14 protein-coding genes are annotated in these 14,698 nt (G+C 55.6%); 8 read left to right on the plus strand and 6 right to left on the minus strand.

Annotation, left to right across the window (positions count from 1 at the left end; all coding sequences use genetic code 11):
- Window positions 1–64: 64 nt before the first annotated feature.
- From NHH03_RS04670 to typA, 5 genes are all read right to left on the minus strand, one after another.
- Window positions 65–694, minus strand: a complete 630-nt coding sequence (locus tag NHH03_RS04670; protein WP_253154589.1) for a sensor histidine kinase — start codon at window positions 692–694, stop codon at window positions 65–67.
- Window positions 691–1,056 carry an STAS domain-containing protein gene (locus NHH03_RS04675; RefSeq protein WP_253154590.1) on the minus strand — a complete coding sequence of 122 codons (366 nt, stop codon included), beginning with the start codon at window positions 1,054–1,056 and terminating at the stop codon, window positions 691–693. Before NHH03_RS04675 ends, NHH03_RS04670 begins: the two co-directional genes overlap by 4 nt.
- A 126-nt stretch (window positions 1,057–1,182) precedes the next feature.
- The gene (locus NHH03_RS04680; RefSeq protein ID WP_253154591.1) at window positions 1,183–1,752 is read right to left on the minus strand and encodes a hypothetical protein; all 570 of its coding nucleotides are present in this window, start codon (window positions 1,750–1,752) and stop codon (window positions 1,183–1,185) included.
- Window positions 1,752–2,330: a hypothetical protein gene (locus tag NHH03_RS04685; RefSeq protein ID WP_253154592.1), complete on the minus strand. Its 579-nt coding sequence runs from the start codon at window positions 2,328–2,330 to the stop codon at window positions 1,752–1,754. Before NHH03_RS04685 ends, NHH03_RS04680 begins: the two co-directional genes overlap by 1 nt.
- Window positions 2,331–2,790: 460 nt before the next feature.
- A complete protein-coding gene (gene typA, locus NHH03_RS04690) occupies window positions 2,791–4,614 on the minus strand; it encodes a translational GTPase TypA (protein ID WP_253154593.1) in 1,824 nt (607 codons plus the stop codon).
- 504 nt (window positions 4,615–5,118) lie between these two features.
- Between typA and NHH03_RS04695 the strand changes: the two genes are divergently transcribed.
- From NHH03_RS04695 to NHH03_RS04725, 7 genes are all read left to right on the plus strand, one after another.
- The gene (locus NHH03_RS04695; RefSeq protein WP_253154594.1) at window positions 5,119–6,468 is read left to right on the plus strand and encodes a Na(+)-translocating NADH-quinone reductase subunit A; all 1,350 of its coding nucleotides are present in this window, start codon (window positions 5,119–5,121) and stop codon (window positions 6,466–6,468) included.
- Between the two features lie 67 nt (window positions 6,469–6,535).
- Window positions 6,536–7,840 carry an NADH:ubiquinone reductase (Na(+)-transporting) subunit B gene (locus tag NHH03_RS04700; RefSeq protein ID WP_253154595.1) on the plus strand — a complete coding sequence of 435 codons (1,305 nt, stop codon included), beginning with the start codon at window positions 6,536–6,538 and terminating at the stop codon, window positions 7,838–7,840.
- Window positions 7,827–8,663 carry a Na(+)-translocating NADH-quinone reductase subunit C gene (locus NHH03_RS04705; RefSeq protein WP_253154596.1) on the plus strand — a complete coding sequence of 279 codons (837 nt, stop codon included), beginning with the start codon at window positions 7,827–7,829 and terminating at the stop codon, window positions 8,661–8,663. The genes NHH03_RS04700 and NHH03_RS04705 overlap by 14 nt, the downstream gene beginning before the upstream one ends.
- Window positions 8,664–8,665: 2 nt before the next feature.
- On the plus strand, window positions 8,666–9,292 hold the full coding sequence (locus NHH03_RS04710) for an NADH:ubiquinone reductase (Na(+)-transporting) subunit D (RefSeq protein WP_253154597.1): 627 nt from the start codon (window positions 8,666–8,668) through the stop codon (window positions 9,290–9,292).
- Window positions 9,293–9,310: 18 nt separating this feature from the next.
- Window positions 9,311–9,949, plus strand: coding sequence for an NADH:ubiquinone reductase (Na(+)-transporting) subunit E (gene nqrE / locus NHH03_RS04715; RefSeq protein WP_253154704.1), 639 nt, complete (start codon window positions 9,311–9,313; stop codon window positions 9,947–9,949).
- 77 nt (window positions 9,950–10,026) lie between these two features.
- A complete protein-coding gene (gene nqrF / locus NHH03_RS04720) occupies window positions 10,027–11,247 on the plus strand; it encodes an NADH:ubiquinone reductase (Na(+)-transporting) subunit F (protein WP_253154598.1) in 1,221 nt (406 codons plus the stop codon).
- A gap of 28 nt (window positions 11,248–11,275) precedes the next feature.
- Entirely contained in the window at window positions 11,276–12,610 is a 1,335-nt protein-coding gene (locus tag NHH03_RS04725; RefSeq protein WP_253154599.1) for an FAD:protein FMN transferase, read from the plus strand.
- Between the two features lie 68 nt (window positions 12,611–12,678).
- Here NHH03_RS04725 and NHH03_RS04730 read toward each other — a convergent pair whose 3' ends face one another.
- A complete protein-coding gene (locus NHH03_RS04730; RefSeq protein ID WP_253154600.1) occupies window positions 12,679–13,389 on the minus strand; it encodes an HAD family hydrolase in 711 nt (236 codons plus the stop codon).
- Window positions 13,390–13,420: 31 nt separating this feature from the next.
- Between NHH03_RS04730 and NHH03_RS28110 the strand changes: the two genes are divergently transcribed.
- Window positions 13,421–14,674, plus strand: coding sequence for a DUF3754 domain-containing protein (locus NHH03_RS28110; protein ID WP_253154601.1), 1,254 nt, complete (start codon window positions 13,421–13,423; stop codon window positions 14,672–14,674).
- Window positions 14,675–14,698: the final 24 nt, after the last annotated feature.

The raw sequence follows: 14,698 nt of genomic DNA on the forward strand, positions 1-14,698 counted from the left end.
AAAACTCACGCGTCGGGTTGTGATAAAAAGCGCTGGCTTCAAAACGAACCAGCGGGGCTGCGTCCTAGAGATCAAACCGCACGGTGGTTGGGCCGCCGGGCTGGGAATCCACGCTGACTCGTTTGCCGACCAATGCGGCGCGGCCTTTCATGGATCGAATTCCGAACCGGCTGGTCGGCACTTGTAGCGGATCAAAGCCTTCGCCATCGTCTACGATCAAAATCGCGTCCTCCTGACAGCGGATCGAAATCGAATCCGACTTGCCATGTCGCAGCGCATTGCGAACCGCTTCGATCAGCACTCGATAGGCTGATGTGGCCACATCGCGTTCCCAATGGGGGTCGCAGACGGGGCTGGTTGCTGCCACGGTCCAGACGGTTTCTGCTTGGTCGCCACAGATTCTGGCCACGGTGTCTTTCGCGGCGGCCAACCAAGTCAGTTGATCTAATTCGGGCGGATAGATTTCTGTCAGCAGGTTACGACCGAGCACCAGCGCCTCTTGCAGCCACTGCTGTGCCTGCGTGATTCGCTGGGCGTCGTCGTCACTAGCAGCCGAGACGGATTGCAATTTAGCCGATGCGGCAAAGATCAACGGTAACAGGCGGTCGTGCAGATCGTGTCCGATCTGCGCCCGTTCGGCGTCAATGATTTGTGCCGGCGTCTGAACTCGCACGCCACCATCGGCGTTGTTCAACCGAACCAGCCCTTCTTGTCAAAGCTGGAAATCGCCTTCTCCTCGGTCGCTTGAATATCAAACAACTTGTTCAGGCGAGTGATCTTGAACACTTCCAGCACGTTGGGAGAAACATCGCAAAATTTCAGTGCGACTCCCTGCGCCTTGCAGCCTTTGTTCAACATCACCAACTTGGTGATCATCGCGGACGACATGAAGGAGACGCCGCGAAAGTTGATCAGCATCTTTTTGTGGATCGCTTGCGGGACCGCTTCTTGCAGTTCGCGGCCGACTAATTCGATCCGCTGGCTATCGAGAATCTTGCTATCCAAGAAACCGACAACCAGTATCTCACCGTTTGTTTCCGTTGTGGTGGCCGACATTTACGCAGTTTGGAATGAGGGGTGACTAGCGAGTGCGTTAAGTCGTTCAATGCGATACGCACCCTCAATCGAACTTCGATAGATTACCACCGTTGGTCACCGATAGCAATTCGCCCGAGGCCTTGATCAGTCGGACTTGCGAAAAACACTTGCCGCGTCCACGATCACCGTGTTCACCGCGGGGTTATATTGCGCGGATCCGGTGACATAGACGACGTCACCTTTCTGCAATCCCAGCGTCTGTCGCGGATCACCGGCCAGAACCTTCCCGTCGTCGCCACGAAACTGAACGATCGCTTTCGGGGCGTTCTTCAAACGATGGGCACAGAACGGGCAGTTGTCGGCGTGATCGGGGTCGTCGGCGGCATGCCCCTCGTCGGGCATTTCGGACAACATGAACGCCATTTCACCAGGTTGGAACGGGTCCATGTCGCCGGCGTCGATGCGGCCGGCCAACACGGTTGCAATCGCGTCGGTGCCGGAATCTTTGATTTCGGTTGGTGTCATCGTTGGGCCGTCCGGTTGCTCGGCAGACACCATCGGAGTCGTTGTGATTGCCCGGGTCGCTGTGGCCGGGCTGGACGCCGAATGGTCGGCCGTCGGGCTGGCGGAATCACAGCCACCCACAACCGCTAGCAGGATTACCCCGCTGACGGCTCGCAGCGAACCAACCCCGGTGATTCGATTAACAAACATCACTTGCTCGCTTTGGTCAACGTTTCAACCGCCGCATCGATCGACGCGCTAACGTCATCGTACGACTTGCCTTTGCTTTTCGATTCGTCGCTGCCATGCAGTCCTAAATCGACCGCCGAGTAGTCATCCATCAGAGATTTGACGGCTGCGACGGTTTGGTCTTTTTGCTCTGACGGATCTTGTTTTTCCACCAGCGTTTGCGTTGCAATCAGGACGGTGCCGATGTGGTGCAGCGGTCCGTGTGCTGCTTCGGCATCCCCTGCGGCGAAGCCGTCACGAATCTCGTCGCGCAATGACGTGATTTCTTCGACTGCTTCGGCCAGCGATTCGAAATCGTGGTCGTGGTCGCCGTGGTCATGCCCGCCGTGATCGTCATGGCTATGGTCGCCCGCTTTGTCATGATCGTGACCTGCATGATCGCCATGGTCATCGTGGTCGTGATCTGCACTTTCACTGACTTCGCTGACAGTGGTCGTTGCCTGCTTGCCACAACCTGGCAGCACTGCCAATCCAAATGCAGCCGCCAACAGTCCGGCGGGCAACGAGAATGATTTTACGATCGATGACTGAAGCAACATGGAACCAAGGTCCGGTTGGGGAAAGAGACAGGTAGAAAACGTTTGAGGCAGTGGTGCAGACGATGTCAGTCTACAGATTACCACGTTCTACGTTCGAATTGCCATTCGGTTCAGCCCGCTGGCCAGGGATCGTTGGAACCTGTTCTGTGTTGTCGCCGGTAGCGGATCCCACCGCCGTTCTGACCGACTGAACCCTGGTGGGACGGCGATTTCCCACAAGTTTGGTTTGATCACCCGCTAAATCCCTCGCTGGCGCGTTTCGAAGTTGCGCATTTGCGTGGAGCATTGGTTTTTGGTAACCCGACGCGTGAGCGAGGGATCCCGTTAACACCCTAAATCCCTCGCTCACACTTCGGGTTACCGTAAAGCGTTGGCCTCAAAACTGACGCGCCGGGTTGCCATCTGTGGGTAATCGCCAACCCTGGTGGGGTCGGCTACAAAAAATTCTGTTGCGCAGTTCTTATTTGCGGCTATTTCGGCGTCGATCCGACTCTTTCAGCAAGATCTTGCGCAGGCGAATATTCTCCGGCGTGACCTCGACCAATTCGTCGTCTTCGATGTACTCCAGGGCGGTTTCGAGAGACATGTCGCGTGGCGGTTTCAAGATCACATTTTCGTCGCTACCGGAAGCCCGCATGTTGGTCAGTTTCTTCTCCCGGCAAGGGTTCACGTTCATGTCGTTGTCGCGAACATTTTCGCCCACGATCATGCCCTCATAAACTTCCACACCGGGGGGCACAAACAACTCGCTGCGATCTTGCAGTGCAAACAATGCGAAGGGCATGGTTTTCCCACTTAGCATCGAAATCAAGACACCGTTGGCGCGACGGGGGACTTCGGGTTCCACCGGGCGATAGCTGTCAAAACGGTGGTGAATCACAGCGGTTCCGCGTGTCGCGTTCAACAAACGGGTCCGCAATCCGATCAAACCACGCGAAGGAATCAGGAATTTCAACAGGCTGTATTCGCCACGCTGCTTCATTTCTTCCAAGGCACCGCGTCGTAGTCCGACCAATTCCATCACCGGTCCCATCGCTTCGGTCGGCACTTCGACTCGCAATGATTCGAACGGCTCGTGTGGCTTGCCGTCGATCTCACGGTTGATCACCCGGGGCTTGCCGACACTCAATTCAAAGCCTTCGCGACGCATCGTTTCGATCAGGATCGCCAAGTGCAGGACGCCTCGGCCTTTGACCGCATAGGACTCTGTCCCCGGGATCATTTCCACTCGCAGGGCAACGTTTCGCTCGAGTTCTTTTTCCAGGCGACCTTTGATTTGTCGCGTCGTGACGTATTTGCCTTCACGACCCGCCATCGGCGAGGAGTTTACCGCGAACACCATTTCCAGTGTCGGCTCGTCGACCGCCAGACGCTCGATTGGGTTGTTGGCGTCGACAGCCGAAATGGTGTCGCCGATTTCGACGCTTGCCAATCCTTCGATTGCAACAATGTCGCCGGCGCGAGCGGTTTGGGTTTTCGCGCGGCCGAGATTGTCAAACACATACAGACCCGCAATCTTTTGCTTGACGACACCGTCTTTTTGGTGCAAATCGATCGTCTGGCCTTCGCGGATCGTTCCACCTTCGATACGTCCGACCGCGATCCGGCCCACGTACTCGCTCCAGTCCAGTGTGGTCACCAGCATCCGCAGCGGCGCGTCGACTTCAATTTCGGGGCCTGGCAAATGGTCCACCAGCAGATCCAGCAAGGGGCGCATGTCGTCGTTGACAACCGCCGGGTCGGTGGTCGCATAGCCGGCTTTCGCGCTGGCAAAAACATAGGCCACTGAATCCAGCTGGTCTTCGCCCCCCAGATCCGCCAACAATTCCAAAGCCTCGTCGAGCGCTTCGAGCGAGCGGGCGTCGGGGCGATCGATTTTGTTAATCACAATGATTGGTTTGACACCCGCGGCCAGCGCTTTCTCCAACACGTAGCGCGTCTGTGGCATCGGGCCTTCGGCTGCGTCGACCAGCACCAAACAACCGTCGGCCATGGTGACGACTCGTTCGACTTCGCCACCGAAATCCGCGTGCCCGGGGGTGTCGATCAGATTGATTTTGGCATCGCGGTACGGGATCGCGATGTTCTTTGACAAAATCGTGATCCCACGTTCTCGTTCCAGGTCATTCGAATCGAGGATCCGTTCGCCTTTGAGTTCCGTGTCGCGAAACTGGCCGCTCTGACGCAGCAAGCAATCGACCAAGGTGGTTTTTCCGTGGTCGACGTGGGCAATGATGACGACGTTGCGAATGTCGGAACGGCGATCGGTGAGAATGTTGGACACGAAGGTGGCGTTTGTAAGTGATGCGGTGGGGTAATCAGATGGTCCACACGCCGGAAAGACTCAAAAGCCAACCGGAAATGCAGTGCCAACAACGCAGTTCAGCCCCTGCGGAACCGTGCAAAGTGCCGCTACGAAATGAAGATCTGCGCCAAGCCGAACCGCGGGCAAAACTTTTTTTGCATCCACGGTCGGCTGATAGTGAATCCGGTTGAACGGTTTTTCGCTAGACCTTTCGTCGCTTGCGCCTGCGGGCGCCGGTAACCGCTCGCACAGGCGTTCTCTGGCCCCTAATGTCAGCTGCCTCAGACAGTTGCTCGACTCTTGTTGTCTGCCGTTGCGAGTTCGGGTCAGCTATGTAATATTCCAAGCAAGACGACTTTGCATGATTTCGACGGCCCGCTAGTAGTAGCGGGCATTTGCTCGCCACTTGCTTGTGAAAAATATCACAAAGTCCCTGGTGTCTGCACCCGGCTTCAGCGCACGCTCACGCTTGTTTCGAACCACATGATCACGATCAAAGAGGGATTGGATCTTCCGATCCTAGGCAATCCCGCCCAGCATATTGAAGTTGCCAAAGCCGTCACCCAGGTGGCGCTCCTTGGCGATGATTACATCGGCATGAAGCCAACGATGTTGGTGTCGCCCGGTGACAAGGTGAAATTGGGTCAAGCCCTGTTCACCGACAAAAAGAATCCCAGTGTGACCTACACGTCGCCTGCCGCCGGCACGGTGGCGGATGTGATTCGCGGCGAGAAGCGAAAATTCGAAGCGGTCGTGGTTGACGTTGATCCGTCGCCCTCGGAAGCCGACAGCGTCAGTTTTGACGTTGGCGATGCGTCGAGTCTGGACGCCGCGGGGCTGACCGAATTGTTGACCGCCAGCGGTTTGTGGACTGCGTTTCGCACCCGGCCCTACGGCAAAGTTCCGGTGCCGGGAACGATGCCCAGTTCGATCTTTGTCCAAGCGATCGACACCAATCCACTGGCAGCTTGTCCGGCCACCGCGATGGCGGACCGCAAAGACCAGTTTCTGTTGGGACTCAACGCAATCACGCGGCTGACGTCCGGGCAAGTTCATGTTTGCAAAGCCCCGGGGACCGAGATTCCTGGCGAGACCGTTGACGGCGTCACGGTGACCGAATTTGGCGGTCCGCATCCGGCCGGTCTGGTTGGCACGCACATTCACGAATTGGACCCGGTCGGACCGACAAAATCGGTGTGGTACCTGGGTTATCAAGATGTGATCGCAATCGGTGCCTTGTTGATGACGGGGAAACTGGACGTGCGACGCGTGATTTCGTTGGCCGGCCCGGTGATCGACAAACCGCGGCTATTGGAGACGCGAATCGGCGCCGACATCAGCCAACTGGTTGACGGTGAAATCAGCCAAGACGTGAAAGTGCGTCAGATTTCTGGATCGGTGTTGTGCGGTCGCACGGCAACCGCGCCGCACAATTTCTTGGGTCGCTACCACACCCAGATTTCGGTGATTCAAGAAGGCGACGACCGAGAATTCCTGGGCTGGCAAATGCCGGGCTTCGACAAATTCAGCACCACCCGCGTCTATGCTTCGGCGATGCTGCCGAACCAAAAATACGCCTTCACCACCACCACCGGCGGCAGCGAGCGTGCCATGGTTCCACTGGGGACTTATGAGCGAGTGATGCCACTGGACATTCTGCCGACGCAGTTGTTGCGGGCGTTGATCGTTCGCGACACTGACCAAGCACAGCAATTGGGCGCGTTGGAATTGGAAGAGGAAGATTTGGCGCTGTGCACCTTCGTCTGCCCAGGCAAATACGAATACGGTTCGCTGCTCCGTGAAAACTTGAGCACGATCGAACGCGAAGGCTAACGGATCGATGTCCTCTGCCGCTAATAACACACACTCAAAACCATCCGTTTTCGGACAACATTGACCAATGAAAGCACTCCGCGCTGCTCTGGACAAAGTCCACCCGCTGTTTGACAAGAAACAAGGCGGCCCGCTGCAGATCGCGTACCCGGTGTACGAAGCGTTAGACACGTTTTTGTACACGCCGGGCGAAGTCACCCACGGGCAAACGCACGTGCGTGACAGCATCGATCTAAAGCGAATGATGATCACCGTTGTCATGGCACTCGTGCCGGCAACACTGTTCGGGATGTGGAACGTGGGCTATCAAGCCAACACCACCATCCAACGTGCCGTCGAAGCCGGCGAACGATACGTCGGCGATTGGCACTACACCGTTCACCATGCCCTCGGGTTCACAAATGACCCGAATAGTATCGCCGATAATTTCGTGCTCGGCGCAATCTTCTTTCTACCGATGTACATCGTGTGCATGTTTGTCGGTGGCCACATTGAAATGGTTTTCAGTGTGCTGCGAGGACACGAGATCAACGAAGGCTTTTTGGTCACGGGACTGCTGTTTCCGTTGACCTTGCCGCCGTCGATTCCGTTGTGGCAGGTTGCCGTGGGCATTGCCTTTGGGGTGATCGTGGCCAAGGAGGTGTTCGGTGGGACCGGGCGTAACTTCTTGAACGTGGCACTGACCAGCCGGGCGTTCCTGTATTTTGCTCACGCCGGCGAAATCAGTGGCGATAAAGTTTGGACGGCGGTTGATGGTTACAGCGGTGCCACCGCACTCGGCCAAATGGCGACGGCCCAAGCCGATGTGTCAGGCGAAACCAACGCCGCGATCGCATCGCTCAGTAACGTTGATTACGCACTGGGTGCGGCCGATCCGGTCACCTGGAGCGAACCGATCACTTGGACCGCTGCCTTTCTAGGAACCATCCAAGGTTGTGTGGGCGAAACCAGCACGCTGATGTGTTTGATCGGAGCCGCGATCTTGATCGGTGCCGGCATCGGATCCTGGAAAATCATGGCGGGCGTCGTCGGTGGTGTGACCCTGACCGCGCTGTTCTTGAACGGCGTCAGCACGCACACCAATCCGATGATGGACGTGCCGTTTTATTGGCACTACGTCATTGGCGGTTTGGCATTTGGATTGGTGTTCATGGCGACCGACCCTGTCAGTGCATCCATGACCGAAAAAGGAAAATGGATCTACGGCGGGCTGATCGGTTTTATGACTGTTTTGATTCGATGTATTAACCCAGCATTCCCCGAGGGAATCATGCTGGCGATCTTGTTCGGCAACGTATTCGCGCCGCTGATCGATTACTTCGTTGTTTCGTTGAACGTTCGTCGGAGGATGTCGCGCTATGCCGCAACGTGATTCAGTAGTCGGAACCCTGTTGACGGCCACCGTCCTGTGCGTCGTCTGCTCACTGGTCGTCAGTGTCGCAGCCGTTGGGCTCAAGGACAAACAGGAACAGAACAAAACCCTGGACCGCCAAAAGAACATTTTGGACGCGGCCGGTTTGGCCGTCGGTGAGTTCGGTAAGCCGTCCAGTGAGCTCAGCAAAGATCAAATCGATGACCTATACAAACGGGTCAGCGAGCAGCTGGTGGATTTGGAAACCGGCAAAGTCGTGACGGACATGAATGTGGCCGATTACGATCCGCGTGAAGCTGCCGAAAAGAAAGACTCCAGCATCGAAATCACCAATCCTGAATTCGATCCAGGTGTCAAACGTCGCGAGAAGATTGCCAAGATCTATCTGGTCGGCAAACAGGGGGAAGAACCCACCCTGGAGAATTACCAACAGATCGTGTTGCCGGTTTACGGCAAAGGCCTGTGGTCAACACTGTACGGTTACTTGGCCCTCAAACAGGACTTGAAAACCATCCAAGGTTTGACGTTCTACGAGCATGCCGAAACACCCGGATTGGGTGGCGAAGTCGACAACCCGGCTTGGAAGTCCCAGTGGGAAGACAAATCGCTTTATGACGCAGACGGCAATCCGGCGGCGTTGGTCTACAAAGGATCCGCGCCCAGCGATAACCCCTATGCAGTTGATGGTCTGTCCGGAGCGACGATCACCAGTCGCGGCGTGACCAATTTGTTGCGTTACTGGGCCGGCGACAACGGGTACGGACCGTTTCTCAAAGCTTTGAAGAACGACACGAACACTTCATCCCAGACGGCAGGAATCTAACCATGGCCGACTCCAAATCAAAATCAGTACTCTTCGACCCATTGGTCAGCAACAACCCGATCGCGTTGCAAATCCTAGGGATTTGTAGTGCGTTGGCGGTGACGACCAAGATGGAAACGTCGATCGTGATGGCCATCGCGGTGATTGCGGTCACCGCATTCAGTAACTTGGCCGTCAGTGCGATCCGCAACTACATCCCCAGCAGCATTCGGATCATCGCACAGATGACCGTGATCGCATCGCTGGTGATCGTGGTGGACCAGATCCTTAAAGCTTATTTCTTTGACATCAGCAAGCAACTTTCGGTCTTCGTCGGACTGATCATCACCAATTGCATCGTGATGGGACGTGCCGAAGGATTTGCGATGAAAAACAAACCCGGCCTAAGTTTCTTGGACGGTGTCGGCAACGGTCTCGGATACGGCATGGTGCTGCTGTTTGTGGCGTTCTTCCGTGAACTGCTCGGCAGTGGCACGCTGATGGGTTACGTCATCCTGCCGCTGGACCGAAACGGTGGTTGGTACGCTCCGAACAACCTGATGCTGTTACCACCAAGTGCATTCTTCTTGATCGGCCTGTTGATTTGGTTGATCCGAGCTATCAAACCGGAACAAATCGAAGAAGCCTAAGGAAATACGATGTCTGAAATCATTGAAACTCACCTCAGCATTTTGCTGAAAGCGGTCTTCGTCGAAAACCTGGCGCTCGCATTCTTCTTGGGAATGTGCACGTTTCTGGCGATCAGCAAGAACGTCAAAACCGCGCTTGGTCTGGGCATCGCCGTGATCGCCATCGAAGCGATCACCGTTCCGGCCAACCAAGTCATCTATTCATGGTTCCTGAAAAAGGGTGCCATGTCGTGGCTGAATCCGATGATCTCGACCGAAACGATTGACTTTTCGACGGTCGATCTCTCGTTCTTGGGATTCATCAGTTTCATCGGCGTGATCGCCGCAATGGTTCAAATCCTGGAAATGTTCTTGGATAAATTTGTTCCTTCGCTCTACAACACACTCGGCATCTTTTTGCCGCTGATCACCGTTAACTGTGCCATTCTTGGCGCGTCGCTGTTCATGCAAGAACGAAACTATTCGTTTGCCGAATCGTGCACGTACGGATTGGGATGTGGAATCGGATGGGCACTGGCCATCGTCGCCTTGGCTGGTATTCGAGAAAAATTGAAATACAGCGACGTCCCACCACCGCTCCGCGGACTGGGAATCACGTTCATCACCGTGGGTCTGATGGCCCTAGCGTTCATGTCGTTCAGCGGAATTCAGCTGTAATAGCGATGCCGATCTTTTCGTCCGACTACGGTCGGACGCACAACGAGCCTTAATCCTCACAACACTACCGATCTGAAATGGTAACCGTTCTCCTAGGCATCACGATGTTCACCGTTGTCGTCGTGGCATTGGTGGTCTTGATCCTGGGCGCGAAAGCACAACTTGTCGCGTCCGGCCCCGTCAAAATCATGATCAACGATCAAAAAGAGATCGAGATCCCCGCCGGCGGCAAGCTGCTGGGCGCACTGGCCGATGCCGGCGTGTTTGTCTCCAGTGCCTGCGGTGGCGGCGGCACCTGTGCCCAGTGCAAGGTCAAAGTGACCGAGGGCGGCGGCGAGATCCTGGCGACTGAAAAGGACCACATCAACAAGAAAGAAGCCGCCGAGGGCGAGCGTCTGTCTTGCCAAGTGGCTGTCAAACAAGACATGGTCGTCGAAGTCCCCGCCGAAGCGTTTGATACCAAGAAATGGAATTGCACGGTCAAAAGCAACGACAACGTGGCCACATTCATCAAAGAGTTTGTGCTCGAGTTGCCGGAAGGCGAAGACGTCAATTTCCGTGCCGGTGGCTACATTCAAATTGAATGCCCCCCTCACGTCGTCAACTACAAAGACTTTGATATCGACGAAGAGTATCACGAGGATTGGGACAAATACGATATTTGGCGATTCGTTTCCAAGGTCGATGAACCCGTGATCCGTGCCTACTCGATGGCCAACTATCCGGGTGAAAAAGGCATCATCATGCTGAACATCCGCGTGGCTTCCCCGCCGCCGCGCAATCCGGAATTGCCACCGGGCAAGATGAGTAGCTGGATCTTCAGCCTGAAACCAGGCGACAAAGCGACCATCAGTGGCCCCTACGGCGAATTCTTTATCAAAGACACCGATGCGGAAATGGTTTACATCGGTGGTGGTGCGGGTATGGCACCGCTGCGAAGTCACATCTTTGAATTGTTCAAACGCCAAAAGACCGATCGTAAAGTCAGTTACTGGTACGGCGGTCGAAGCCTGCGTGAGTTGTTCTACATCGATCACTTCCGTGAAATCGAAAAGGACTTCCCGAACTTTAAATTCAACATCGCGTTGTCCGATCCGTTGCCCGAAGACAACTGGGACGGATACAAAGGATTCATTCACCAGGTGTTGCTGGACAACTACCTAAGCACTCACCCGGCGCCGGAGGACATCGAGTATTACATCTGTGGTCCGCCGATGATGAACCAGGCCGTGTTCCGTATGTTAGATGATCTGGGCGTTGAACCAGAAAACATCGCCTACGATGACTTTGGCGGCTGATCCAACCCAAGTCCAGATGGTTATCCCCATGATGATTTCACAAACGCGGCGAGCGATGCAGTTCGTCGCGTTTTGCGTTTGTCTCACTTCGCTGTTGCCGTTTGACAGCGCCGGCCGTTGTAGCGCCCAACAGTCGCCCCCGGCAGCGCCGCGGCAGTTCAGCGGCCGTACGATGGGCACCACTTACATGGTCAAAGTGGCTGGTGCCGACTCGGTCGACGACGACACGTTGCGGTTAACGATTGATGGCGAGCTTCGATCGGTCAGCGACCAAATGTCCACCTATCTGAAATCGTCGGAGATCACGGGGTTTAACGAATCAACGAGCACGGATTGGTACAATGTCAGTCCCGAGTTTGCACATGTGGTTTCCGTGGCACAAGAGATTGCCGTGAAAACCGAGGGTGCCTTTGATGTGACGGTCGAACCATTGGTCAATGCCTGGAGTTTTGGTCCGGACGAGCGTTCCAACACGGTGCCTGATGCGGCTCAGATCAAGACCTTGCTCGAATCGATTGGCTACAGCAAATTGGAAGTTCGACAGCAGCCGCCCGCGCTGCGAAAGTCGATCCCACAGCTGCAAATTGATCTGTCGTCGATCGCCAAAGGGCACGGCGTGGATCGGGTCGTGCAAGTTTTGCAGGAACTAGGCGCAGAGAACGTATTTGTTGAAATCGGTGGCGAAGTTCGCACGCACGGGCAGAAACCGTCGGGGGCTTGGCGAGTCGGAATCCAGTTGCCTGATGCGGTTGGAGAGTCGGTGATGGTGGCGCATGCCATGCAGCCGACCGATCCAGCCGGCAACGCCATGGCGACTTCGGGCGACTACCGAAACTTTTTCACGGTCGACGGGAAACGGTATTCGCATACCATCGATCCCCGTACCGGATCGCCGGTCAATCACGATTTGGCGTCCGTCACGGTTGTTGCCAAAACGTGTATGGAAGCGGATGCATGGGCGACCGCATTGAACGTCGTCGGCCCCGGTCCAGCGTTGGCGCTCGCAGAACAAAACCAACTGAACACATTGCTGGTTTCACGCAGCCAGCCGGAGCAATATGAAATGGCCGGAACAGGAGTTTTAGCGCAGTACGCTCAAACCGCTGCCGCTGCAGCAGACGCCACTTCAAAAAACTGGGTGTCAACTTTGTTGCCCGTCGTGCTGCTCAGTTTCGTTGTTTTTGCGATCATCCTGTTTTCGATGGCGATCGGTGTGTTGTTCGGCCGCAAATCGATCAGTGGTTCCTGTGGCGGACTCGCCAGCAAGACCAACGAAGACGGCAGCACCAGTTGTTCGTTGTGCAGCAATCCCTCGGACGCCTGCAAAGAATTACGAGACAAGATGGCTGAATCGAAGCACTAGTCCGGACGATGGAATGTTTGTCGTGATGAACCGTGAGCGAGCGCTCAACGGCTGATGAACCAGCCGGGCTAGCTGACGAGTTTCCAAAGTCGCTGATCCAATAACGAATCGGCGACCAAGAGGGCGCCACTGAACTCTTGCGTGCGAGTGTGTTCGTTGGGGATGGCGACGACCTGGGCCCCTGCGGCGACTCCCGCTGCGCATCCGTTGCCGCTGTCTTCCAAAACCAGCATTCGATTTGGTTCGAATCCAAAACGCTGGGCGGCGGTTAAATACATTTCCGGGTGGGGTTTACCATGAGTCACGTCGTCGCCGGTCAAGACGAACTGCAGTGAATTCCGCCAGTCCAGTTCGGCAAAAATCACGTCGACCCAAACACGTCGGCTGCTGGTCGTCAGCGCAAACGGCACGGAAGATTGCTGTAGATGTCCGATCCACTGCTCTAAACCGGGCATAGGTCGCAATAGTTGGGGCAATAGTTCACCATACAGCTGATCGGATTCTTGAAGCAGGTCCGCGGGCTGATCATTCAATTTGTGAAACGCGATCATCTGCTCAACGGCCGCCGTGCCGATCCGCCCCATCATCCGTGCCTGTAGCGCGGCGCAATAGCGATGTCCACGGCGCTGTAGAATGGTATCGCCCACCTGCCAATAAATCCGTTCGGTATCGAACAGTAAACCATCCATGTCCAGTGCGACACCGGCGATCGGCAGGCTCGGTTCGCTGTCGTGGCGCTGGTGAATCGGTTCCAATGACTGTTCCGGCAAAGTTGTCATTTCCTGTCTCTTTCGCGTTTGTGTACTCGCAGTGTCCGAATCGGTCGACCGAATTCTTACCAACTGGTCCATCGATGGAACAGGCCCACTGACGCGAGGCATCAGCGAGGTCAGTACGTCGGGATGGATCGATCCCGACGCCGCACATTGGAACATCGAAGCCTATTTGCCGATCGAAACACACACCTTGATTGGCTATCTGAAACAGCGATACGGCCGGACGGGGGATCAATCGAGACCTTGGGAGCTCGATTTCCAGCCGGCGATCGAGCGAATCATCGCACATATCGATGGTCAGATTTCCCAGCACCATTCACAGTTTTCCGACCGCTACCAAGGTGTCGATCCCGATAGCGATTGCAAGACACCGGCATCGGTGGAGTCGGATCCGGCGGAAAATAAGGGCGATGACCTGATGCAGCTATGTGACCGGATCCTGATCGATGCGGCGTACAGCAAGCTGACACAAGATGACATTGAAAAGTGCGTTGGGGTTTCCAGCCACTGGGGTGTGGCGATGACTGCGAACTTCACTCTGTTTCGCAATCTGGCCGTTTACACCCGAGGCGACATCATCGGCCGCCGCTGCAAACGTGGGCTGCGGAGTTTCTATCGCATGCAGATGGTCGACGTGGCGATCTACCAGCGTCTGGTTGTGCTGTTCCAATTGAATGACGATCACGATCGGGGCGAAACCCTGTCGGCCGGCGATTTTCACATCCGGATTTTTAAGAACATCCCCAAACAAGATGTCGACATGCTGTTGCCCGGCACTTCCGTGCGGCTTAGCAAACTGGATCGAGCCAAGGTGATTGTGCCCAGTTTGGGCGGCTGGCTGTTGTCGTTGCAAAAAATATCCAAGTTCGTCTTGGTGACCTTGGCACTTGCCGCCTACTACTCAACCGCTTTGGTGATCGGATTGATTTTGGCGGCGATCGGCTACGTCGTGAAAAGCTTCTTCAGTTATTTCCAGACCAAGAACCGTTACTTGCTGGATCTGACCCGCAATCTCTATTTTCAAAAACTGGACACCAATGCGGGGGCCGCGTTCCAAATCATCCAGCAATCGCGACGTCAGACCAGCAATGAAGCCGTGTTGTGCTACTTTGCACTCGCCACCGAGACTGAACCGATCAGTCGACGTCGTCTGCGGCGAAAATGTGAGCGGCTGATTCGCGAGGCCATTGATGTCGAAATTGACTTTCGAATTGACCGCGCGATCGAACCGCTGCGTGAACTGGGGCTGGTTCACGAAACCGACGACCAAAAGCTGTTCGGAACGTGATCGTTTTGCGGTGCCGCTTGATCA

This window comes from Stieleria tagensis, assembly GCF_024129865.1.
Lineage (GTDB): Bacteria > Planctomycetota > Planctomycetia > Pirellulales > Pirellulaceae > Stieleria > Stieleria tagensis.